Annotated in this window: 17 protein-coding genes; 8 read left to right on the plus strand and 9 right to left on the minus strand. The window is 36.2% G+C overall.

Translation table 11 applies throughout. From position 1 onward, the window contains the following. Positions 1–265: 265 nt before the first annotated feature. Positions 266–1,108, plus strand: coding sequence for a sugar phosphate isomerase/epimerase family protein (locus HHU12_RS22595; protein WP_169659011.1), 843 nt, complete (start codon positions 266–268; stop codon positions 1,106–1,108). 15 nt (positions 1,109–1,123) lie between these two features. Here the strand turns inward: HHU12_RS22595 and HHU12_RS22600 are convergent, their stop codons facing one another. The 3 genes from HHU12_RS22600 to HHU12_RS22610 form a co-directional block, all read right to left on the minus strand. Then, entirely contained in the window at positions 1,124–1,846 is a 723-nt protein-coding gene (locus tag HHU12_RS22600) for an outer membrane beta-barrel protein (RefSeq protein ID WP_169659012.1), read from the minus strand. Between the two features lie 104 nt (positions 1,847–1,950). Then, complete coding sequence (locus HHU12_RS22605; protein ID WP_169659013.1) at positions 1,951–3,645, minus strand: sodium:solute symporter family protein; 1,695 nt, start codon at positions 3,643–3,645, stop codon at positions 1,951–1,953. Positions 3,646–3,763: 118 nt separating this feature from the next. Then, entirely contained in the window at positions 3,764–4,069 is a 306-nt protein-coding gene (locus HHU12_RS22610) for a DUF4212 domain-containing protein (RefSeq protein ID WP_169659014.1), read from the minus strand. 132 nt (positions 4,070–4,201) lie between these two features. Between HHU12_RS22610 and HHU12_RS22615 the strand changes: the two genes are divergently transcribed. From HHU12_RS22615 to HHU12_RS22625, 3 genes are all read left to right on the plus strand, one after another. Then, positions 4,202–5,407, plus strand: coding sequence for an exonuclease SbcCD subunit D C-terminal domain-containing protein (locus HHU12_RS22615; protein WP_169659015.1), 1,206 nt, complete (start codon positions 4,202–4,204; stop codon positions 5,405–5,407). A 569-nt stretch (positions 5,408–5,976) separates the two neighbouring features. Further along, a complete protein-coding gene (locus HHU12_RS22620) occupies positions 5,977–6,993 on the plus strand; it encodes an NPCBM/NEW2 domain-containing protein (protein ID WP_169659016.1) in 1,017 nt (338 codons plus the stop codon). A 315-nt stretch (positions 6,994–7,308) separates the two neighbouring features. Then, positions 7,309–8,886 carry a sulfatase family protein gene (locus HHU12_RS22625; RefSeq protein ID WP_169659017.1) on the plus strand — a complete coding sequence of 526 codons (1,578 nt, stop codon included), beginning with the start codon at positions 7,309–7,311 and terminating at the stop codon, positions 8,884–8,886. A 191-nt stretch (positions 8,887–9,077) separates the two neighbouring features. Here HHU12_RS22625 and HHU12_RS22630 read toward each other — a convergent pair whose 3' ends face one another. After that, the gene (locus tag HHU12_RS22630; RefSeq protein WP_169659018.1) at positions 9,078–10,568 is read right to left on the minus strand and encodes a hypothetical protein; all 1,491 of its coding nucleotides are present in this window, start codon (positions 10,566–10,568) and stop codon (positions 9,078–9,080) included. 207 nt (positions 10,569–10,775) lie between these two features. Here HHU12_RS22630 and HHU12_RS22635 point away from each other — a divergent pair, with 207 nt between their 5' ends. The 3 genes from HHU12_RS22635 to HHU12_RS22645 all read left to right on the plus strand — a co-directional run bounded on the left by HHU12_RS22635 (position 10,776) and on the right by HHU12_RS22645 (position 16,908). After that, complete coding sequence (locus HHU12_RS22635; protein WP_169659019.1) at positions 10,776–12,218, plus strand: T9SS type A sorting domain-containing protein; 1,443 nt, start codon at positions 10,776–10,778, stop codon at positions 12,216–12,218. Positions 12,219–12,351: 133 nt separating this feature from the next. Beyond that, complete coding sequence (locus HHU12_RS22640) at positions 12,352–13,437, plus strand: LamG domain-containing protein (RefSeq protein ID WP_205959974.1); 1,086 nt, start codon at positions 12,352–12,354, stop codon at positions 13,435–13,437. Positions 13,438–14,112: 675 nt separating this feature from the next. Next, positions 14,113–16,908 carry a right-handed parallel beta-helix repeat-containing protein gene (locus HHU12_RS22645; RefSeq protein WP_169659020.1) on the plus strand — a complete coding sequence of 932 codons (2,796 nt, stop codon included), beginning with the start codon at positions 14,113–14,115 and terminating at the stop codon, positions 16,906–16,908. A gap of 201 nt (positions 16,909–17,109) precedes the next feature. On the opposite strand, the gene HHU12_RS22650 is transcribed toward HHU12_RS22645, so the two are convergent. The 5 genes from HHU12_RS22650 to HHU12_RS22670 form a co-directional block, all read right to left on the minus strand. Beyond that, positions 17,110–17,670: a sugar O-acetyltransferase gene (locus HHU12_RS22650; protein ID WP_169659021.1), complete on the minus strand. Its 561-nt coding sequence runs from the start codon at positions 17,668–17,670 to the stop codon at positions 17,110–17,112. 239 nt (positions 17,671–17,909) lie between these two features. Next, positions 17,910–19,280 (minus strand): L-fucose:H+ symporter permease, encoded by a 1,371-nt coding sequence (gene fucP, locus HHU12_RS22655; RefSeq protein WP_169659022.1) that lies wholly within the window; start codon positions 19,278–19,280, stop codon positions 17,910–17,912. A 711-nt stretch (positions 19,281–19,991) separates the two neighbouring features. Further along, positions 19,992–20,921, minus strand: coding sequence for a bestrophin family protein (locus HHU12_RS22660; protein ID WP_169659023.1), 930 nt, complete (start codon positions 20,919–20,921; stop codon positions 19,992–19,994). Positions 20,922–20,924: 3 nt separating this feature from the next. Next, positions 20,925–22,586, minus strand: coding sequence for a response regulator (locus HHU12_RS22665; protein ID WP_169659024.1), 1,662 nt, complete (start codon positions 22,584–22,586; stop codon positions 20,925–20,927). After that, a complete protein-coding gene (locus HHU12_RS22670) occupies positions 22,586–23,707 on the minus strand; it encodes a sensor histidine kinase (protein WP_169659025.1) in 1,122 nt (373 codons plus the stop codon). The genes HHU12_RS22665 and HHU12_RS22670 overlap by 1 nt, the downstream gene beginning before the upstream one ends. A 114-nt stretch (positions 23,708–23,821) precedes the next feature. On the opposite strand from HHU12_RS22670, the gene HHU12_RS22675 reads away from it, so the two are divergent. Then, a partial coding sequence (locus HHU12_RS22675) for a transposase (protein WP_169656597.1) occupies positions 23,822–24,300 on the plus strand: 479 nt, incomplete at its 3' end.

Here is a 24,300-nt window from a genome sequence, read left to right on the forward strand (position 1 = left end):
TCTCCTATTTTTTTATTAATGATCGCAAAAGTGATTGTTCAATAAATTGTGAATTAAGAGTAGTCAGTTTCATACTATTTTAAACTTCATTTTTTTGTTTCTAACTCAAATTGCTTCAAATTGTATAGGATTTGATACAACATTGATAGTTCCACAGGTCTTTATACTCTAATTTTATTGTATGAATATTACTAGACGAACTACACTAAAAATGGTATTAAAGTCTGTCTTTGGGCTGACTTTATTTCCTAATACATTTTACACAATGAACAAACAAACTTTATACGCTGACAATCTAGGTTTACAATTATGGACTTTGAGAAATGAAATTGAAAAGGATCCTGAAACTACATTAATGAAAGTAGCCGATTTAGGGTATAAACAGTTGGAGGGAATGAGTTTGCCTCAAGTAATGGCGCTTAAAGAAATAGCATCAAATACTGGTTTATCCTTTTATAGTTCATTCTTTCAGTGGACGTACTTGACTCAAAATTGGGAGTTAGCAAATCAAAAAGGAGTACGTAAGATCAATAATATCAATAGTTTTGAGCACTTAGTAGAGTTGGCCTATCAACAAGGACTGACACATCTTACTTTCGGATATATTTTTGAGGAAGAGAGAGGAGTGGAGAATTACAGAAAATGGGCAGAAATTCTTAATAAAGCAGGAGAACAATGCAAAGCAGCCGGAATCACTTTATCTTATCATCATCATGGATTTGAGTTTAAAGAAGAAAAGAATACTACCATTTTTGATCTTCTGTTAGAACGTTTGGATTTTGATTTGGTGAAATTTGAACTGGATACTTTCTGGTTAGAAATTGCTGGAATGAATCCTCTAAAAATGCTTCAAAAATTAGAAGGAAAAGTAAGTGCGTTACATCTCAAGGCTCTGAAAAGTAACAGTCAAATTTACTATAATGACCAAATAGTACCGCATGATTTTTTTGTTCCACTTGGTAAAGGTGTGATCGATTTTTCAGCAATCCTTGGCGAAGCTAAACGGCAACAAATAAAGACTTGTTTTGTAGAACAGGATTATGCCAAAAATCCTTTTCAGAGTATAGAGGAAAGTATTAATTGGTTGAAAAGGTATGAGAAACAGTAACGTAATAGCCTATTTCTAATTACTCTTCGGTTGGGTTTCAATAAATGGAATTGTAACAATAAATTGAAGAATATCAGCTCTAGAACTTACAGATGCATTATCATTGACCACATTTGAAAGACCAAAAACATAACGTAATCTTAAGTCGAGGCCTTTACCTTCTCTTACTTTTCCAAAACTCTTTACTACTTCAAAAGCCCAGTTATAATTTACGGTTTTGAAGGAGTTTTTAATGTCTTGATTGATAGTTGCTTCATTTCCATTTTTCAAATCCAGCTCCGTTATTTCTGTTGCTTTATTTAAAAAAGAGAATTGAGGACCGGTTCCAAAATGCCAACTATCAGAAACAGAATATCTCACTAGAATTGGGACATCAAAGTATCTTATATCCCATGAAGTATTGATTTCAGAAATCAATGAATCTGCAAAGTTAGGTATAGGGAGAATCTTTGTTGTATTTCTTCTACCCCGGTCACTGATCATCTTAAATTCTGCTACCAACTGAAATTTATCGGAGATCTTTGTGTGGGTTCCTAACCCAAAATTCCAGCCTACTTTTACATCGCCGGGTGCATTACTGTAAAATGATGTATTGGCACCGACATCAAGACTCAGATGGAAATTTTCTGAAGCTACTTTATCACCAAATATTAAAACAAGTATAGCCGCTTGTCCATGGCAAATAGACGCTGTGAAAAGAGAAATTAGTAATGTTGTAATTATCTTTTGTAATCTCATAGTTCGTTTAAGAATTTTCTTATTTATTAAAATAGTGGAAATAATTGCCATAAAAAAACCTCTTACTCAAAAAAGAATAAGAGGTCTATTGAAGATCTGATTTTTCAATGCATTGAAACTTCCTTAGAAGCACCTTTAGGGTAGCGGATGCTTTCCACCATATCTACCACATCGGTAGGAGGTGGGGCTGTAAATTGTACCACTACCATGGCGGTGATTACATTAATCAACATGGCCACTGTACCAAAACCTTCCGGAGAAATACCAAACCACCAATCCGCTGAAGTAGTTTCGCCAAAAAGGTGAAATTTATATCTCAGAATGTAGAAAATCATACTCCCAAGGCCGGTAATCATTCCCGCAATTGCACCTTCCTTATTCATCTTTTTATAGAAAATACCTAAAATAATGGCAGGGAAGAAAGAAGCTGCTGCCAAACCGAAAGCCAATGCAACAACTGCTGCTACAAAACCAGGAGGATTAATGCCAAAGTAACCTGCAACAATGACTGCAAACGCAGAAGAAATTCTCGCAGCTAAAAGCTCTCCTTTATCACTGATATTGGGCATCCATTGTTTCTTTAAGAGGTCATGAGAAACGGAAGCTGAAATGACCAATAACAAACCTGCAGCGGTAGAAAGTGCGGCGGCTAATGCTCCTGCCGCTACCAAAGCGATCACCCAGTTGGGCAATTGAGCGATCTCAGGGTTGGCCAAAACAATAATATCACGGTCAATTTTCAATTCATTCGCATTTGCATCTGCTAAATACTGAATTTTACCGTCTTGGTTCTTATCTTCAAAAGCAATCAGGCCCGTCGTTTCCCACTTTTGGAACCACTCTGGCATACTTGCATATTCTTTATTGCTTACGGTCTCTATCAAATTCACTCTAGCAAAAGCGGCAATTGCAGGTGCAGTGGTATAAAGAATGGCGATAAATGCCAATGCATATCCCGCTGATGAACGTGCATCTTTTACTCTAGGTACTGTAAAAAAACGTACAATTACATGAGGAAGACCAGCAGTTCCTAACATCAAAGCGGCAGTGATACAGAAAACATCCACCATTGATTTTTGCCCTTCTGTATATTGATTAAAACCTAATTCAATCGAAAGCTGATCGAGTTTATCTAACAAATAAGTATCACTTCCAGTTAGTGTATCCCCAAACCCTAATTGTGGAATGGGGTTATTGGTCAATTGAATTGATATAAAAATGGCAGGGACCATAAAGGCGAAAATCAAGATGCAATACTGAGCGACTTGAGTGTAGGTAATGCCCTTCATACCACCCATCACGGCATAAATAAAAACCAACGCCATTCCTATAATTACTCCTGTATTAATGTCCACTTCAAGGAAACGGGAAAATACCACACCCACGCCTCTCATTTGACCTGCAACATACGTAAATGAAACAATCAAAGCGGCAAATACAGCAATTGTTCTAGCCTTCTGTGAGTAATAGCGGTCACCAATAAAATCGGGTACCGTAAACTTACCAAATTTACGAAGGTAAGGCGCTAAAAGTAAGGCCAATAATACATAGCCTCCAGTCCATCCCATAAGGTAAACTCCTCCGTCATATCCCATAAATGAGATCAATCCAGCCATACTAATAAAGGAGGCGGCTGACATCCAATCGGCCGCTGTAGCCATTCCATTTGCCAACGGAGAAACTCCTCCACCAGCAACATAAAATTCTTTTGTAGATCCTGCCCTTGACCAGACAGCAATCCCTATATAAATCAAGAAAGTGAAGCCTACTATAATATAGGTCCAAGTTTGTACGTCCATGATTAAAGTTTGTGAGGTGTAAGTACCAAGTCAAGTTGCATGTGCTTTGGTACGTAATAATTCAAAATTTCATCAGCAATAATGCTAATCTCCTGTTTAGTTTTTGGGAATGAATAGTTTACTCGTCTTCCAAGTGATGCCTCTTATCTAGCTTATTCATCAAGAAAATATAAGTGATAATCAAAAGGCAGAAGATGTAAATACTCCCTTGCTGTGCAAACCAGAAACCAAGCTTAAAACCACCCAATGTGATTTCATTCAAAGCATCTTTAAATAAAATACCTGCACCAAAAGAGGTGACAAACCAAATACTCAACAATACGCCGAGGTATTTGAGATTCGTTTTCCAATAGTGTTTTTTTTCGTCAGAAGAGGAGGTAGTAGAAGCTTGAGTGCTTTCCGTCTTCTCTATTTGTTCATTCATAATGTAAGTAGTTCTTAAAGTTTGAGAAAAAAGTATCAAAAAGATAGTGGTTTCTGATTGATGTTGAAAGAAAAATTATTTTCTTTTTGCTAATTTTATTTTTCACGGAAAACAAGTACTTACGATTTAAAAATGAAAATACTACATACAGCAGACTTGCACATCGGCAACCGCCTTCATGAACAGTCACAAGCCGAAGAGCAACAATTGACTTTGGATTGGATGATTGATCTCGTTCAAAAAGAAAAAATTGATGTAGTATTAATATCAGGTGATGTTTTTGATACCGCTCAACCTTCTGGTCAAAACCTGAAGATGTATTATAAGTTTCTGACAGATTTGGTGAGAACCGATTGTAAAAAAGTAATAATTACAGGTGGTAATCATGACGGTGCTTCTGTATTAAATGCTCCTAAAGAACTGTTGTCATTTTTGGACGTTACTGTGGTTGGTAAAATTTCTGAGAATGTGGAAGAAGAGGTTTTTGATTTTGAGATCAATGGAGAAAAAGTGGTAATCGCTGCTGTTCCATTTCTAAGAGATCAAGATATCCGTAAAGCGACAAGCGGACAGCAGTTTGATCATATTGGTGATCGTTTTAAAGAAGCCTTGATCGAGCATTATCAAAAAGTAGGAGAAGTTTGTGAAAAGAAGGCCGATGATAAATCGTTTGTGATTGGCATGGGACACTTGTTTGCGATTGGTGGAGAAACTTCAACCTCTGAAAGTGAAAGAAGTGTATATGTAGGAGGATTAGGTGATATAGGGGCAGATGATTTTCCAAAAGTATTTGATTACACCGCTTTAGGTCATTTACATAGATCTCAAAAAGTGAAATATGATCATATTCGTTATTCTGGTTCTCCTTATATATTGAGTTTCAGTGAAATTCATCATAAAAAAGAAGTAATAATACTCTCCACGAAAGCAAAAGATTTTAAGTTGGAACGTGTCAGTGTACCAGTATTTAGAACCATCAAAAAAATTAAAGGAAATCTCGATGAATGCTTAACGGAATTGACTTCAATTGCAACTTTGAATCATCAATTGACGCCTTGGATAGAAGTAGTTGTTGCTGATGTGAAAGCAGGTGAAAATCCCATTCATGAGATCTATAAACATATAGAAGAATTAGACGTTGAAGTACTTAAAATTGGTATTCATAAGGAGTTGGAAAACAGAAAAGTAGAAAGGGTGCAGTTGAGTGAATTAGAAGACCTCACTCCTGAAGAAACATTTCTAGAACTTTGTCAATTAAGAAATTTAGATTTGGATGATGACCCTAATATGAAAGATGCTTTTTATGAAATTTACAATAAAGTAAAGGAGCGATCTTAGCATAAAATTTTATCCATTCACATTTTCATTTCATTTTTTTACATAAATTGCCATCACTTTCGTTCTAAAATATAGAGTAAGTACATTGTAAACGTCATTAGTGTCAGTGGGTTTTCTACCTAATTCGTTTGGTAGTACTTCCCCGGCCTTGAAGGGAAAAGCGTTAAGAATTTCATGTATTGAGCCGTTAAAAATGATTTTCTTGTGTGAGCTTTAGCGAGTTTAAAATCATTTAGGTGAAAGGAATGGAATTTAGCTTTTGACTTCTAAGCCTTGAATTTTTTGCTTCGTTTTTGTTTCAAGACAAAAATGAAGAAGAAGGAAGCTTGAAAGAAGATCATTGAAAGGTTATAGAAATATCGCTTGAAAGTCGACAATACTTTCGTTTACAATGTAGTAAGTCTAAACTTATTTTTTTAACTATTTGTGTAATTCACCTTGTTAGTTGACATTTAGAGTGTATATAAATTTTGTCTTTACGAAAGCTTAATCAATTCATTACTTTTTAGATTAATTACCCTTACACTTCAATTGATCATCAAACAAGATTTGACAATTATTTTACTGAAATGACTTTTAAAAAGAACCTATTGATTTTTGGAGCCTTCACCTTGATGGGGTTGAATGCTATGGCTCAATCTGATGCTCCCGTTGAAATAATGAAAGGGAAAAGAGTGTATATCAAAAAAACAGAGAAACTTCCTCAGAGTAGTTCTTACTGGAAAATCAATCAAAACCAAGCAGTCAGTGGTGTGCCATTGAGCATAAAAGGAAAAGTGTATGAAAAAGGACTCGGCGTACATGCTCCCTCAAAACTGTATTATAAAGTACCTCCAAAAGCACAATATTTTTATGTAGTAGCAGGAGGGGATGACGCTCATCACGGTAAAATCAAAATGATGATTGAAGTGGATGGGAAAGAGGTTTTTAATTCAGGTGCTTTTGACAGTCAATCAAAAAAATATACACCTTCGTTACAGGCAATTGATGTTACAGGAGCTTCTGTCCTTACCTTAATTGTGGATGATTTAGGAGATAAAGGTGGCGATCATGCCGACTGGGGAGAAGCATTTTTTGTGGAAGGCAAAAAGGAAAATAAACCTAATAACCCTGATTTAGCAGCGAAATTTTTTGGTGGTAAAGAAAAAGAAATTGAAGGGGAAAAAGTCTATTTGACAAAAGAGATGGCAAGCACAGTGGACTCCTACTGGAAAGTAGTGAATGATAATGGAGTTGAAGGTGGAAAAATTAGTATTGAGGGAATAAAATATGATAAAGGTCTTGGTTTGCATGCTCCTTCTAAATTGATTTTTCCTATTGAATCAAATTACAACACTTTCGTTGTGACGCCAGGTTCAAATGACACAAACGGAGGTTTGTTGAGAATGAGAATCTTAGTAGATGGAGAGGAAGTTTTCAATAGCGGACCTATCCGTCGATCTCATCAAAACCCTCAGCGTTTACAGATTGATGTAAAAGGTAAAAAAGAATTGACATTATTGGTAGATGAGGAAGATGGTAATAAAGCAGGAGACCATGCAAGCTGGGCTAATGCTTTTTTCTTACTCTCGGATAAAACTAAATAAGAAGAAATCTATTTCAAGAGAAAAGTCTGCAATTCGGTTTGTGGACTTTTTTCATATATAGATCCAAGTCACGCTTTCATCTTAAGACTTGAACCTGTTTTTAACTTGTGAAAATATCGATTGAAAGTAGACAATTACTGCGTTTACAAAGTAATATGCCCTTCCTGTTCAGAAAAAACACAGTAGAAAAAGGGGGAGAAACACATCTAATTAAAGATGGAAAATTTATAATCGACAAAATTATGGCATTACTAACAATGTCCATTCACTACATTGCATCAGTGAAATGATACATGAAAGTAAAGATTTTTTATAATGAAAGTTCTACCATTTTTTACAGCCTTATTTTTAATACCTTTATTAATGAGTGCCCAGGAGAAGAAGCCCAACATATTATATATTATGTCGGATGATCATACTTCTCAAGCCATTGGAGTTTATGGAAGCAGACTGAAAACATTGAACCCAACACCCAACTTGGACAAACTAGCCAATGAAGGTGTTTTACTAACAAATACATTTTGTACCAACTCTATCTGTACGCCTTCAAGAGCTACAATTCTTACAGGGCAGTATAGTCAAACGAACGGAGTGTTAGACTTGGAAGGACGTATTGCAGCAGACAAACAATATCTTCCAAAGGAAATTAAAAAGTTAGGTTATCAAACGGCAATTGTAGGAAAGTGGCACTTGAAAGAGGAGCCGGGAGCTTTTGATTATTATAAAGTATTGCCTGTTCAAGGAAAGTATTTTGACCCTGTATTTAGAGAAAGAGGAGAGAAAGCTTGGCCGAAAAATACAGTAAAATACAAAGGACATAGTTCGGATATTGTAACTGATATCAGTATCGAATGGTTAGATAAAGGTTGGAACAAGGAACAGCCGTTTTTCTTAATGCATCACTTCAAAGCTCCACATGATTTCTTTGAATTCGCCCCTCGTTATAAAGACTATTTAGAAGACGTTGAAATTCCTGAGCCTGCAAGTTTGTATGACAACAAAAACAACGGTTCAATTGCCACTTATGGTAAGGATGGAGAATTAAGAAACTACATTGGGTCATCTATCTCTAAGCGTAATAAAACAAGAGATATGGGTAGAGACCTGAAAATCGATCAGTCATTAGAAGATAAAGAATATACACATGCCTCTTATCAAGAATACTTAAAGCGTTACTTGAGATGTGTGAAAGGTGTGGATGATAATATTAAAAGATTATTGGATCACTTGGATGAAATTGGAGAGTTGGATAACACCATTATTGTGTATACTTCTGATCAGGGTATGATGTTAGGAGAGCATGACTACCAAGATAAAAGATGGATGTACGAAGAGTCTATGCGTATGCCATTTATCGCTCATTTCCCAAAAAACTTTAAGAAAGGAATTAAGGTAGATGCGATCATCAACAATACTGACTTTGCTCCAACTTTAATTGATTTAGCTGGAGGTAAAACACCAAAATACATGCACGGTGAGTCTTTCAAATCAATTTTGGAAACAGGTAAAGAACCTAAAAAATGGAGAAAAAGTACTTACTATCGTTATTGGATGCACATGGCACACAAGCATGGCAACCCAGCTCACTTTGGTGTAAGAACGAAAGATTATAAGTTGATCTTCTTCTATTCAAGACATTTCGATCCTGCTAAAAACCCTAATGCTTGGGGAGCAGATTATGATTTCGAAGGACCAATTGCATGGGAATTTTATGACTTAAGCAAGGACCCGCATGAGATGAACAATGCGTATGATGATCCTAAGTATTCGAAGGTAATTGCAGACCTGAAAAAGGAAATTAAGAAGCTTAGAAAAAAATACAATGAGGAAGACGGTAATTATCCAAAGCTACAAAAAATCATAGAAGAGCATTGGGATGACAAAGCACTTTAATAATAATAATTATATGTAACTGCATTCACCCAATACTTTTTTAAAAGTAGCATACACGGTAAATGATATTGAAATTAAGCTCCGAGCATCTTGGAGCTTAATTTTTTTTGTTGAGGGAAAAGAGGTTGGTGTTGTGGTCCGTTTTGTGGTTCGTGAGTCACAAGACATTCTATAACCTTTCACTTAGTACTTCAAATGGAAGAAATGTAAGAGAACAAATTATCATCCCTATGAAGCCCTAACTTCTTTCTTAATCTATACCTGCCCTTGTTGACACTGTCCGTTGAAATCCCCAAAAGTTGAGCAATTTCTTTACTCGAAAAGTTCAACTTTATTAAAGCACAGAGCTTAAGATCATTTCTCGTCAAGCTCTCATGAATGGTGTTAAGTGTATTGTAAAATTCACTATTGACTTGAATAAAGCGGGCTTCAAAATCTTCCCAAGTTTTGGCTGTATTTAGATTGATGGTTTTATTAATACGATCTACGGCGGCATCACTTTTTTGCTGTTTTACATCTTCCAATCCCTCCTTGATTTCTTTTAATAGCTTATCTTTTTCTATTAATTGTAATGATGTAACCGTAAGTTCCTTTTTCTTGATTTCTATTTCCGCTTTTGACCTTTCTTCTAAAAGTTGTTGTTTCGATTGATGCTTTACTTTCAATAAATAAATAATAAAAGAAGCGGACAGGATTGTAATACATAAAATAGAAAACAAGTAAATTAATTGCTGATTAAGTTGTTCTTGTTGGATTTTCAGTAGTTTCAGCTCCTGTTCTTTTCTATATTGTTTATTTTCTTCAATCGACTTTCTATAAGAATCTTTAATCTCAAAAAGTTTTTTATTTCTGGCACTTTGACTGCCAAAGAGTTGATCACCTAGCTCTTTGGAAGCGGTCATTTCCTCAAAAGCCTTTTTATAATTACCCAATTGACTATTTAACTGAGAGATTTTTTTTAGTAATTCTACTCTAAGCCCCAAACGTTTATGATGTTCATTTATCGTTTTCAAGCTTTTATAGTAATAAGCCAAAGCTTCATTTATTTTTCCTTTCTTTGAATAGAGATCTCCCCACATAGAATAAAGAATAGCAGCATAAGAATGTTGTGCTGATACCTGTTTTGAAATCGCTTTTAGTATCTTTTCAGACTGTTTGAAATTTCCGGTAAGCGTATGAAGATGGGCTTCTTCAGAAAGCACATAAAATTGATCACTAAATGGTATTTGCAGAGAATCTAATAGAGAGTGTGAAACGGAAAGATACTCTTTCGCTTTTTGAAAATTACGATTCATTCGGTGTGTATGTGCAGCTGTATAATACACCTTTTGCATTCCAGAGGCAGTGGATAGTACTCCAGACTTTTCAGCATAATAAAACATGGAGTCCACACTGTTGAGTGCATTCAAACTATCATAAAAAATAGAATACAATAATGTCAATCTTTTATAAGCTTGGTATTTAATTTTCGTGTTATTTTCATCATCAGCACTACTCATCAGTGACCAAATTTTATCATAGGCTTCAGGATAATAAGCCGTTCCTATCAACTGATCTACCGCCTTGAGTTCCACTTTTGCATACTCTTTCAATGTATCTTTTCCATAGGACCCAAAAGGTATAAATAGTAGCAACAACATAACTCCGATGTATACATTCCAACATTCTCTCATCTCATTCATTTCATTTTCTGTTCAGTGATTAAAACTACAACAAAGAATCAGGAAATACCCTCTGATTTTTCCTTTCACAGGGTAGAGATTTCAAGAAAATGAGGGGGGATAATTTTCTAAGTAAACTATAGCTTATGTTTGATGAAGTTCTTCCGGAAAAACAATCATAAAAAGTAGTTATTGAGAACGAAACGAAATGAACTTTAAAAAATAATTATGATGTTTAAAAAGATGTACTATTTATGGATTGGGTTTTGCCTGATACTCTCTACTGCTACTTATGCTCAACCTGAATTTGTAAAAGGAAATGACCCTAAACCTTTAGGGACTTCATGGGAAATGAGAGCTGAAGTTTCTGATGAATTTGAAGGGGAAACATTGGATTTAGTAAAATGGAAAAACACGGATCCGAAGCGTTGGATTGGTAGAGCACCAGGACTTTTTAAAGAAAATACAGTCAGCCTGAAAGACGGGGCTATGTGTATCACTAATTATCAATTAGAAAAGGAAGAAGTGGTAAATGGTCAAACTTTTACACATGGCTGTGGACACGTAATTTCTAATAAAAATGTAAATGTTGGTGATTATATAGAGTGTAGAATGAAGGCCAATAAGACGTTCTTATCGTCTACTTTTTGGTTGATTAATTATAAAAATGAAGGAGAAAGATGTGATAAAAGAGTCACAGAATTGGATATACAAGAATGTGTGGGTGAGGTGACAAATCCGCAGTCATGGAATGAAAATTTTGATCAATCAATGCATTCAAACACACACAGCCGTAATGTAACTTGCGAAACTCCTACAGGATCGAAAGGTAATAGCGTAGACCTTCCTTCGGGAAAAGTGTATGATGATTTTCATGTGTATGGTGCATGGTGGAAAAGTGAAACAGAAATATTATTTTATTTAGATGGTGTATATCAATATTCAGTAACTCCTGCGGCTCCTTTCTCAATTGATTTATATATCAAATTGGTGACTGAAACCTATGATTGGAACCCTACTCCTGAAGACGGAGGAATGACAGGAAGCTGGGAAGATAGAACAACAAAATACGATTGGGTAAGAACTTGGAAATTGTCTGAAGAAAATGTAGAAGAGTCTGTAGGTTTTAACGAGGCTCCTAATAATGTTGCACCTGCAAAATATTATGAATTTAAGGTAGATTATGTAGCCAATGAAGAACGTGAAATTGTGGTTGAGTTATGGTCAGCTGATAAAGTATTGCATACTACAAAAAGAACGGTAGAAAAAGGGTATGGCACAGCTTCATTGGCATTGGATTTAGAAGAAGAACTTCCTGCAGGAAATAATTATGCATGGAAAGTAAGCCTTCGTCCGGTTGGTGAAGAAACAAGTCTTTATGATGAGGTATTAGAAAATATCATCATTACTTCAGGTCCTATTTTGTCATTGGAAGATTTGGATACCATGAAAGTGGCGATCTATCCCAACCCTGTTGAAAATACATTGACAGTAGATGTCCCTAAGGGGAAATATGTAGTGGATATTTATAATGTCAAAGGACAAAAAGTTATTCATCAAACTATTAAAAATAAAGCAAAAGTTGATGTTTCTGCTTTAAAATCAGGAGCCTATATTTTGAAAGTAGAATCAACGCAAGCATCTCATTCTTTTAACTTTATAAAGAAATAAAGTAGAGGGGTATTTGTTTGCCATTCAAGGGGATAGCCTATTTCTCCCTCGATTATGAAGCTTTGCTTTCTCTATCAAACCTTTAGCGGCGTTAGTTTTAAAATAATATTGAAATCAGTTAAAACTATTTGAAATGAAGAATTACAAAACTAACGTATTGCATTTATTTGCACTTCTTGTATTGTTCTTTTTTGGAGCATGCAGTGAAAGTGACATCATTCAGGAAGCACTTGATCCTGATCCAGAAATGGAAGAGAAAGAAGAGCCAAAGGAGGAAGAAGTAGAGCCTGAAGAAGAGGTGGATAAAACCTCCCAACCTTTCTTTTTAGAAGGACAAGATCCTAAACCTATGGCCATGAAATGGGTAAAAGTGGAAGCACTTTCAGATGAATTTGAAGAAGGCAGTATTGACCTTGAAAAGTGGAATGAAAGTCCAGAGTTTTTATGGGAAAATGCGAATGGATCTTTTTCTGACAGAGGTTGGTATGGATCTACAAGGTGCTTATTTTCAGCTGAAAATGTGAGTATTGAGGAAGGAGAATTAAGAATTGAAGCTAAAATGTACGATGAGCCCCAATACAGCCCTAAAGATGACAAAAGTAAACCTGCTAAAAGATGGTATGGAGGTGCTTATGTTTCTTCTAAAACAATGGGTAAACCAGGGTATTATTTTGAGGCAGAAATGCAGTCGAGTTCCACTACAATGTCATCTGCTTTTTGGTTGAAAACACCTCCAGTTCCTTGTACAACAACTACAGATGGAGAAAACCTTGAGTTGGATATTCAAGAATGCGTAGGTCGTTTTCTAGGATCAAAGACAGATGAGTGGACAAATGATGACTGGGCGGTAAATTCAAAATGGGATCAAATTTTTCACTTCAATACCCACCGTCATGCTACAAACTGTGCCTATAATGGTAGTAGACAAAGCAAAGGTGGGCATATAAATTTTGAGAAATACAACCGTGAAGAATATCATATTTATGCAGCATGGTGGCATGAAGGAGGCACTCAAGTAGACTTTTTTATTGATGGAAGGTTAGTGAAATCAGTGACGCCTCCAGTTCCATTTACATCGGATCAACGTCTGATCATGTCAAGTAATTTTTATGATTGGGTAAAAGAAGATGGTAGAGGTGAAATGGGATTCAATGATTCTAAGTTGGATAGAAGCACTAAATTCAAGTGGGTAAGAACATGGAAGTTAGAAGCTGAGTAAATAATCATTTTAAAACTACTCATGATACTTTGTGAGTACACGATTGTATAATTCAAAACCCACGATTAATTTTAAAATAGTCGTGGGTTTTTTAAGTTAATCCGTCTCCATTATCTTTCTATCGAAAACAATCCATAATTCTCCATTCCTACCTCTTACCTTAAAAACCTCTTACACTTTGTTAATCTTATTTTTCAAAAAGGGGATAGTTACTTCCTATTCAATGGGGTGTTTATTAAAAGTTGAATTTACACTTGTGATTAGAGTAAATTTATAGCCGTTGATTCAAAAGTGAAAAGCAAATTGAGTTTGAAATGTATGAAATGATCTGAATAAGTATGAAGACTGAAGAAAATGAAATTTATGAATGAAGAATGAAGAAAATGAAATGTATTATGTAGTTCCTTAAAGTGGTTTTTTATGGTGGTTCGACGGACGTTGCAATGCAATATCCCTACAACGATATCCATCATAAAGTATATTCTACCAAAAATTGAAGGTAGACTGTTGGGACGTTGTATCACAACGTCCACTGAACCACAACAAGAACCATTTTTCTTCATTCATCCCTCTTAATTATTCATTAACCTATTCTGTCCTAGTACTTACTAAATGAAGAGCAAACGCTCCCAGAAGATCAAAAACTAATCTTTTTAACTATTATTTTCACTAGCTATGAAAACACAACTTTTCGCCCTGTTGCTATGGGCATGCTTTTGCGGTTTTGTATCTGCAAAGGAAATTCATGTGGCCAAAAATGGAAATGACACAAACGCAGGAACTTCATCAAACCCTTATTTAACCATCCAAAAAGCTGCTAATGTAGCTGTAGCCGGTGATGTGGTTATTATTCATCAAGGGACTTACCGTGAGACAGTTGAGACTAAAAACAACGGTACGTCTAGCAATCCAATTACTTACAGAGCGGCCTCAGGAGAGACTGTCATTGTTTCTGCTACTCAAGAAATCAACAATTGGACCTTAACCACCAACAACATTTACAAAGCCAACGTTACGATGCCTTTAGGAATGGAGCACAATGCTTTGTTTTATGATGGAGATCAAATGGACATTGCTCGATGGCCCAATAATGCTGACAATGATCCTTATACGCCTGATGCGAAGTACATTACAGGAGGTTCGGGGTCTCACATCACTTACTCTGGTATTCCCACTTATGATTGGAGTGAAGGTTATATGTGGTATCTAGGTGGACATTCAGGTGCCAGCTTCACCAGAAAAATTACAGCAGCTACTTCTTCAAGAGTTGATTTTGAAGGGGTAGATATTACAAAATGGCCCTTTAGTGTACATAATCCCACCGTTACGCGAAATGGACATAAAGGGATCTTTTTTCTGTTCAATAGTTTAGGGGCTTTGGATATCCAAAGAGAGTATTTTTATGATGCTTCAGCCAAAGTAATTTATTTCAAGGCACCGAACAATGTTAACCCTACCAGTGGAAAATGTGAGTTTAGAGCTAGACAATATACTTTCAAAGTGTCTAAAAACTATATTGTATTGGATGGCATTGAAACATTTGGCGGTATAGTTTTAATTACTGGAAATAACAATACAGTGAAGAACTCAACAATACGACATGGCGTTCCAATTTTAGATGAGTTGACCAACACAGATGCACAGATTGGTTCAGGGGCAATTACCATTGAAGGAAGTAATACTTTAATCGAGAAAAACTTAATTGAAAAGGGTACAGCCAATGGTATCTCTATGTTGGCAGCATGGAAAGGTTCTCAAAATGCAACCATTAAGAATAATGTAGTAAGAAATTTCAATACGTTAGGGATTCACGCTGAACCGATCCGTTCGAATTGTCCAGGTACTGTGATTGAAAATAATACAGTGTATGGCGGTGGCCGAAGTGGTATTTATGTAAGTGGAAGCAATGCTACTGTGGCTTATAATAATGTATATGATGTAATGAAAATCAATGCTGATGGAGGTGTTTTTTATACTGTAGGAAATGCTGATTATAAGAACTCTGTTATTCATCATAACTGGTTCCATAATTCTACCGCAGCTCCTCATGCAGGTTATAAAGTGGCGGGTATTTACCTTGATAACAATAGTAAAGGTTACCAAGTGTATAACAACGTGGTTTATAATGTTTCATGGACAGGTATTCAAATCAACTGGGACAACTGGGGTCTGGATTTTTATAATAATTCAATTTATAACGCATCAGAAGGAATGGGCCGTTGGGAGAATGGTTATACTATGGATGATGTGGTGCTGATCAATAACTATGCGAGTACAGCTCCTTGGTATGGTACAGACATTCAACCTCAAAATATCATCAATGCTAACAATCCTTTTGTGGACCCTGCTAATTTGAATTTTGAACCTAAAAGTGGTTCTTATTTAGTAGATGCAGGTAAAGTAATTCCAGGTTTTACGGATGGTTATAAAGGTAGTGCACCAGATATTGGAGCTTATGAAAGAGGTGGAGTAATGTGGGTGCCTGGTGCAGATTGGACACCATCCAACGATCTTCCATCTTCTACAACTGTTAGTATTGTTTCCGCTCCACAAACAGTGGCAACTGGCGACAGTTTTAATGTTCAAGTAGGCTATACAGCTACTGCTCAATACGAAATTGTTGTATTAGTCAATGACCCATCGGGTGTGTGGTTGACGAGTTCAAAACAAACAGTAAGTGCTGGAGAAGGAACGAAGACGCTAACAGTTTCACAACCTTCAAACTGGACAGTAGAAAACAACTACAAACTAGGTGTATCTATTCGCCCTGTTGGGGGAGATTTTAATTCTAATTTGGATTATGTTTCTTCTAATTTTAATGTTACAACTGCTCTAGTTCAATATTCTTTTGAAAACCAAGGCAGTTTTAATTACATGAGTGCTTCTAATCCAAATGTGATGAATACCTCAGGAACAATTGGTAACACAGAGCTATTCGAAATCATAGACAACGGTGATGGAACAGTCTCTTTTAAAGGAAGTAATGGATTGTATGTGAGTTCTGAAAATGGCAATAAGGAAATGACATGTATTCGAACTGAAATTGGTGCTTGGGAGAAATTCGAAATGGTAGATTATGGTAATGATATCTATGCTTTAAAAGGAAATAATTTATTATTTGTGAGGGATAACATGCTATGTACAAGTACAGGAGCATCGAACTGGCAGAAATTTAAAATTGTGCCTAGTTCATCTTCTTCAAGACAAAGAAATTTGGAGGATGACATTGCCGAAGAATTAGATTTTGTAGTTTACCCTAACCCTTCATCAGGAACATTCAACATCAAGAGAAATCAAATCCTTGAGAATACTAGAATTACTATTTTCAGTACTTTAGGACAAATGGTTTATGACCAAAATGCCTCTTCTGATATTGAAAATATTGACTTAAAAGGTTTAGGTAATGGTGTCTACATTATCAAAATGACATCGGATAATATTACAAAAACGAAGCAAATTATTATTCAGTAAATAGTTGTAATTAGTGATTAAAAGGTGGTGTGTGATAGGAAGTTTTTTCTATTGTACATCGCCTTTTTAAATAAAAATAAAGAATATGGATCGTGTTGTGGACTATGAAAAATAGCTTTTATGGTGGTTTATATGTTTTAATACAAAGTCCACCGAACCACAACACGAACCATTATCTTAATTCTTCATCCCAAAAACGATTTATTCAACATCCAGTTGCTTAATCACCCTCGCAGGACTCCCCACTGCCACAACATTAGGAGGAAGGTCTTTAGTCACCACACTATTAGCCCCAACCGTTGTACCTTCACCAATAGTCACACCTGGCATTACTGTTACTCCAGCACCTAGCCAGCAGTTTTTTTTGATTGTAATTTCACCAGATCTACCCATATGAGGCCTTGTACGTGGATCAGTAGAATGTGTGTCTCCAATAAGATGAACTCCAGGACCCAACATTACTCCATCCTCTAAAGTCACCTTTAAGGAATCTAAAATAAGGCAGTTAAAGTTCATTGAAACGTTTTTACCACAGTGAACATTGAAGCCATAATCACAGTAAAAACCGGGTTCAATGGCAATGCCTTCACCGACACTTCCAAATAACTTTTGAAGAAGTTCCACTTTTTGATCTTGTTGCGTAATGCTCAATTGATTGAACTCTTCACAAAGAAGACGAGCATCATAGCGTTGTTGTAATAACTCAGGATCATTGAAACAATACAATTCTCCACTAAGCATTTTTTCTCTTTCTGTTTTCATTTCGTTTTAATTTTTAGTTTTCTATACTTATTGTGTAAATGGTGTTTTAGAACTTTTATAGCCTTTAGAAATCAGGAGATTTCTGAATATTTGTAGGACACGAATGACGCTTACGCTTAACATTCGCGCCAGAGGATTCGTTTTTTCATCAATGGAAAAAATGAAGAAGAAGGACACTTGGAAGTAGGACGTCAAAAATTTGTAGCATCAACTATTAAAAGTTGACAAAAATGTAGTTCTTATTCCTTTGCACCTTCAGCTAACTCACCTGTTTTCTCGAATTCAGGTTCATGTATTTTCTGTAGTCTATAACCGTAAAAGGCGATCACCATAAAGCAGATCAAGACCAACACAAAAGATGCGTTGACAGCAGGTATACCTAAAAGGCTTCCTGTTTCATTTCCAATATCAATTAATTTACCCTGTAAAGGAGGAAGCAACGAACCTCCGCCAATCACTAAAATCATACCGGCAGAAGCAATTTTCGAATCCGCTTTCATACCCGTTAGTGCTGATCCAAAAATGGTAGGCCACATCATCGATAAGCATCCAGAAATACCAATGAAACTGTAAATGCCCCACCTGCCATCAATAAAAATAAGCAGAAGTGTAAAGCCGATGGCCATTAAAGATACGATTTTCAGCAACTGTCCAGATTTAATGTAATTCAATAAATAAGTGAAAAGAAAACGACAGATACCAAAAGTGATCATTGCATAAATATTGTATTGTAACGCCACTTGCTCTGATACTTTTTCCGTCATGCCTTCATTCATAAATACACGTACTCCATAGTGAATGATAAAGGTCCAGCACATCACTTCAGCTCCAACATAAAAGAACTGAGCGATCACACCTTCTTTATAGCGAGGGTTGGCTTTTAGCCTTCTTAATGTGGCTTTAAGGTTTAAAGGTTCCTTGCTGTCAAAGTGATTCGGCATGTTACTTAATTTGTAGATAACAAGAAGTACTATAAGCACTAAACCAATAAAAATATAAGGTGAACTGACCACATCAAGATCGGATAATTGAATGCTTTCGAATTGTGCAGGATTCGACTCTAAAAGACCTTGCCGAGTAGCAGTATCTGCATCATTGAGCTTTACCTGAATAAAATTCTTTGCTGTAAACATACCAATCAGTGAGCCTACAGGGTAAAAGGATTGGGCAAAGTTGAGACGTTGGGTGGCTCTGGAAGGAGACCCCATCGATAAGACATAAGGACCGGCACTCGTTTCAAGAAAAGAAAGACCACAGGTCATAATAAAATAGGAAACCAGGAAAGGATAAAAATTGGCTAACCATGCTGAAGGAATAAACAATAAAGCACCTGCAGCATATAGTCCCAAACCCATCATTACGCCCGATTTATAGGAGTACTTTCTGATAAAAATGGCAGCAGGAATGGCCATGGCACAATACCCTCCATAAAAGCAGAATTGAATTAATGCCCCTTCAAAATTGCTCATCAGAAAGATTCTGGAAAAGGCAGCCACTAATGGATTTGTAATGTCTGCGGCAAATCCCCACAGCGGGAATAAAATAGTCACTAATAGAAACGGAAATATTAATTCTTTTGGAATCAATGCTTCCTTTTTTTGATTGTTCATAAGGTTTGAAATTAAAAATTAGTTTAGCTTTTATTTTTGTTGATCAAATGGATACCATGTAACCAACATTTTTAGTACATGTTTATTTTTTAATTAAGAATGTAGAGTTAAGAATGAAGAATGAAATGGTTCGTATAATGGTTTTTATGGTGGTTATTAAGCCAAAGTAAGAACCATAATTCTTCATTTTTTCCTCTTAATTCTTCATTTAAAATATCGTACACCATGACTAGAAGTCATGGGCTTATGGGAAGCTGTACCATTGTTCAACTTTCATTATAAACTTGATATGTCTCAAAGGTTTATAGGTTTTTTATCCACTTAATGCGGATAAGTTAGATATTATAATCAAAAGTTGATCAGTGAGTTATCTTCCCAAAAGGCCATAATTTTAATTATGGGTCTATGAAATACCCGTTTACTTTATTTCAGGCTTAGTACGAATGATAAAAAAACATCCTCTTTTAAGGGTGAAATTTTATCATTTCAATGGATATAAACATGCTTTTGTCACATCACAATATTAGTGGAAGGAATGAAATAGTGAATTGGTAAATTTAGGGTTTGAGAGGGTAATAAATTGGGGAAATTATTTTAGACCCTGTATTTAAGTAATTTTTTATATGTAAAAACGGGTAGACTTATTGGCCTACCCGTTGGGATGTAGCATAAATTAGACTATTTATCTTCTAATTATATTTTCAATTGACGCTAAAATACCTTTTCATATAAATCTCTCCTTGCATTCTGTGCTTTCTCTTCATCTAGTTCAAAAATCTCGAAGACATTATTTTGTATGTTTTTGGCCATATCGCCTGTAGGGAGGTTATTGCAGTCCAATCCAAAAGGATCTTCAATTTCCTCTCCCATCAACTCTATTCCAATAAAAGCAAACATCACAAGCATGACTACTGGAATGGCAAAGTATCCCATTTGAGGAGTTAAAGCAATAGGGAGTAACAGCCCATAAGCAGAAATAAACATTTTCATAAATACGGCATAAGAAAAAGGAATAGGTGTTTTCTTAATTCGCTCACAAGCTCCAATAATATCAAGAAGTGATTTATGAAGTGGGCCGTAATTGATCAAATCAGGATCAGTAATATTGCCCTTTCTATGTTCAGCAACTATGGCACTATAGATTTCATGTGTGATGGCATTGGGAACATGCCCTCTCAAATTGTATTTTTTTCGATCTTCTTCCGTCAGATGAATTAAGATATCCAGATTGGTACCATTCCTCAAATGTTCCACCATAGCGTGGCAAAAATTGCTGATACGTGTTGCTAAATAGAAACGAAGAGGTTGGTTTTCTTCAGGAAGAATAGTGTGAGCGTAAACCGCAAGGTTCCTTGTATTGTTGATCAATGCGCCCCATTGTTTTCTTCCTTCCCACCAACGGTCATACGCACTATTGGTTCTGAAAACCAATAAAATACTGAGAACAATACCCAAAAGAGAGAAAGCAGAACCGATGACACTTTGGTCTTTTTCTGGGAAAAATTTAAAATGCAACAACCATATAGCAGTGGTGTAAACCCCAAAGAAACAAACCGCTCGCATCACTTTGACCATAGTCCAGCTTTTGGCGAGGTGTTTAATATCTCCAAACCAATTGTCGTTTGCCTTATAGATAATCATAGTCTAGAATTCACTTAAATATTTATGTACTAAAGAAATGCTCATGGCTCCTTCTCCTACGGCAGAAGCGACTCTATTCATGGCTCCTGATCGGACATCGCCAGCGGCAAAAATACCCGAAACAGAGGTTTCTAACAAGAAAGGATCACGGTCTTCTTTCCAATACTTTTTAAAGTCTAAACCATTTAAATCTCTACCAGTGATCACAAATCCTTTCTCATCTTTATTGACGTTTTCAGGAAGCCAATCTGTATAAGGTTTTGCCCCAATAAAAATAAAGACAGCCCTTGCATCATAGGTTTCCTGCTCATTGGTTTTCATATTTTCTAAAACCAAAGATTCCAATTTCTCCTCACCGATCCCTTTTACAATTTGAGTGAAAGGTTTGAGGTCAATATTTGGAGTGGCGGCAATCTGATCTATCAAATACTGCGACATGGTAGAAGAAAGGTCTTCTCTTCTGATCAAAATACTTACTTGTTTTGAAAACTGAGAAAGATACATGGCTCCTTGACCGGCAGAGTTACCGCCGCCCACCACAAAAACATGACTGTCTTTGCAAGCATTCGCTTCAGTTGTGGCCGCTCCGTAATAGACTCCTGCGCCTGTAAGTTCAGGCAGTCCTTCTGTCATCAGCTTTCTATAGTCTACGCCTGTAGTGAGCACCACGCTTTTCGTTTTTACCGTCTCACCACTGTCAAGTGTCAAAACCTTGTATTTATCTACAAACTCAATTTTATGAACTGATTTCGGATTCAAAAATTCAATACCAAAACGCGTGGCTTGCGTAATAGCTCTTCTCGCTAAGTCTTGTCCACTTAAACCTTTCGGGAAGCCTAAATAGTTTTCAATTCTTGAGCTTGTCCCAGCTTGTCCACCCGGTGCTTTTTTCTCTATTAATAGCGTTTTTAACCCTTCAGATCCACCATACACAGCAGCAGCCAAACCTGCAGGACCAGCTCCAATGATCACCACATCGTACACTTCTTCTTTGGCTTTTTCATGAAAACCAAGGTTGGAAGCCAATTCTGTAGGAGCAGGTTGACGTATAATATTACCGTCTTCCATTACTACAACAGGCAAATCAGCAGAGGTAAGATTATTATTAGCGACAAGCTGTTGGGCTTCTTCATCTTTGGTCACATCCAGCCATTGATAAGGAATAAGATTGGCAGCTAAGAAATCTTTGATGTCATGTGACAATTTTGAGAAAGGATAGCCCATCACACGAATGCCTTTAAAAGTAGGCTGAAACTTGGCGTGCCATTCAGATAAAATATCATCAATTACAGGATATAGTTTTTCCTCAGGCGGATCCCAAGGCTTCAGCAAATAATAATCGATTTGAGCGGCATTAATGGATTTAATGGCAGCGTCAGTATCACTATAAGCCGTCAATAACACACGCCCAGCACTTGGGTATACCGCTTTTACTTTCTCAAGAAAATCAACACCTTGCATTTCGGGCATTCTCTGATCGCTTAAGAAAAGTGCAATTTCATCCCCTTTATTTCTGAGCTCTGTTACCAAATCCAAAGCTTCATTTGCGGAGTCTGTTGCTAGTATTTTATAGTCTTTTTTATATTGATTTCTCATATCCCTCTTTACAGCTTGAAGCACTTGAGGATCATCATCTACAAGTAGTAGTATCGGTTTTTTATCCATTATTCTATATTATTATCAATAGGTAGTGTGATTCTAAATTCAGTATTTCCAGGTTGGCTTGTTACTTTGATGGTACCTTCATGTTTATCAATAATTTTCTTGGTAATATCCAAACCAAGTCCGGTGCCTTTACCAATGCCTTTGGTGGTGAAAAAGGGTTCGAAAATTCGGCTTCTGATCTCTTCTGGAATTCCCTTTCCTGTATCAGTAAAGTAGATTTTTACATTTTCATCATCAAAAGAAGTCCTTATACCAATAGTCCCTTTTTCCTCTAAAGCATCAATCCCGTTTGCCAAAATATTCATCCAAACTTGATTCAACTCGCCGGGCATACCTTTAATTTCAGGAAGGTTGGAAGCCAATTTTAAATCAAGCTGATGGCCTTGTTTTTGGATTTTATGTTCCAATAATTTCACAGTAGATTGAATGCCCTCATGAACATCCATTTTTTGCATATCCTGACTTCTATCCATATAAGAAAAGGACTTGATAGAAGAAATCAAGGAGGAAATTCTATCTGCCGCTTCACCAATATCCTGTACCATTTTTTCAGTAATCAACTGACTGCTGATCCAAGCCATCGTAGAAGCAAAGTTTTGATCTCCAAGCTCATCATACATTTCTTCTAGGTCTTCTTCTTGAATTTGAAAATCAATCAAAGCACCAACAATATCTTCAGCTTCATCTAAACCTTTATCCTCCAGAAAGTCGGTAAGATCGTCTTCTAAATTACTCTTTTCAATGAGCGATAATGGTTTCTTAGGAGCCGTTAATTTCTCATGCAAAAAATCATTGACCTTGTCAATTTCCCCTTCACTGACATTCATTGCCATCACAGCTTTGAACTTCTTAGGCACAGAAGAAAGGTGTTTTTTCAATTCCTTTCCACTCCTCGCCATCGCACTTGCAGGGTTATTTAACTCATGGGCCAAGCCAGCACTCATTTTACCCAAAGCCATCAGTTTTTCATTTTGAGTTTCTACTTTGGCAAACTCTCTCACCCTTGTGGTCATGGTATGTACAAGGCATTCAGTAAGCTCATAATTGTGACGAATCATGTCTCCAAGCAGGTCTCTATGCAGTCGGAAAATGGTACTTTCACCACAAGAATGACAAAGCATTCCAAATTCTTTTATAGGTATCTAAACTTAGATCGCCCTAAATAGTAAAACGTACTTCTGTTACGGTTAACTGATTTACATTAGTGTAAAAGTAACCAAACAACCAGATGTATTATGATCAATTTTGAAGGTTTTGACGATAGAACATTTTATTCAACATTTCAAAAAGAAGAAGATTGTCTTGAATATTTATCGACACTAAAGTGGAGTGATCATTACAAATGTAGGAAATGTGAACATACAAAATATATGAAAGGTAAAAAGTTACATTCCAGACGTTGTCAAAAGTGTAAATATGATGAGTCTGTTACGGCTCATACCCTATTTCATAAGCTGAAATTTTCAATTCTAACTGCTTTTGAATTCATATTTAAAGTTAGTTGTGATAAGAAAGGCATGTCCACTTTAACTTTAAGTGAGAAACTGTCCTTGAGTTATCAAAGCTGTTTAAATTTCAGACGTAAAGTGCAATATGCTATGCAAAGTAGTTTACAGCATCCTTTGAAGGGGTATGTTGAGGTCGATGAGTTTGCTGTAGGTGGGTATGACGCTGGCAGTCAAGGTAGAGCCAAAGGAGATAAAAAGCTTGTCAA

The organism is Flammeovirga aprica JL-4, from assembly GCF_012844305.1.
Taxonomy (GTDB): domain Bacteria; phylum Bacteroidota; class Bacteroidia; order Cytophagales; family Flammeovirgaceae; genus Flammeovirga; species Flammeovirga aprica.

Bases quoted from the DNA above. Each gene is read 5' to 3' on its own strand.
- HHU12_RS22635 (WP_169659019.1), top strand. From the start codon at position 10,776: ATGATGTTTAAAAAGATGTACTATTTATGGATTGGGTTTTGCCTGATA.
- HHU12_RS22665 (WP_169659024.1), bottom strand. From the start codon at position 22,586: ATGGATAAAAAACCGATACTACTACTTGTAGATGATGATCCTCAAGTG.
- HHU12_RS22595 (WP_169659011.1), top strand. From the start codon at position 266: ATGAACAAACAAACTTTATACGCTGACAATCTAGGTTTACAATTATGG.
- HHU12_RS22630 (WP_169659018.1), bottom strand. From the start codon at position 10,568: ATGAATGAGATGAGAGAATGTTGGAATGTATACATCGGAGTTATGTTG.
- HHU12_RS22610 (WP_169659014.1), bottom strand. From the start codon at position 4,069: ATGAATGAACAAATAGAGAAGACGGAAAGCACTCAAGCTTCTACTACC.
- HHU12_RS22605 (WP_169659013.1), bottom strand. From the start codon at position 3,645: ATGGACGTACAAACTTGGACCTATATTATAGTAGGCTTCACTTTCTTG.
- HHU12_RS22620 (WP_169659016.1), top strand. From the start codon at position 5,977: ATGACTTTTAAAAAGAACCTATTGATTTTTGGAGCCTTCACCTTGATG.
- HHU12_RS22645 (WP_169659020.1), top strand. From the start codon at position 14,113: ATGAAAACACAACTTTTCGCCCTGTTGCTATGGGCATGCTTTTGCGGT.
- HHU12_RS22615 (WP_169659015.1), top strand. From the start codon at position 4,202: ATGAAAATACTACATACAGCAGACTTGCACATCGGCAACCGCCTTCAT.
- HHU12_RS22670 (WP_169659025.1), bottom strand. From the start codon at position 23,707: ATGCTTTGTCATTCTTGTGGTGAAAGTACCATTTTCCGACTGCATAGA.
- fucP (WP_169659022.1), bottom strand. From the start codon at position 19,280: ATGAACAATCAAAAAAAGGAAGCATTGATTCCAAAAGAATTAATATTT.
- HHU12_RS22650 (WP_169659021.1), bottom strand. From the start codon at position 17,670: ATGAAAACAGAAAGAGAAAAAATGCTTAGTGGAGAATTGTATTGTTTC.
- HHU12_RS22660 (WP_169659023.1), bottom strand. From the start codon at position 20,921: ATGATTATCTATAAGGCAAACGACAATTGGTTTGGAGATATTAAACAC.
- HHU12_RS22640 (WP_205959974.1), top strand. From the start codon at position 12,352: ATGAAGAATTACAAAACTAACGTATTGCATTTATTTGCACTTCTTGTA.
- HHU12_RS22625 (WP_169659017.1), top strand. From the start codon at position 7,309: ATGAAAGTTCTACCATTTTTTACAGCCTTATTTTTAATACCTTTATTA.
- HHU12_RS22600 (WP_169659012.1), bottom strand. From the start codon at position 1,846: ATGAGATTACAAAAGATAATTACAACATTACTAATTTCTCTTTTCACA.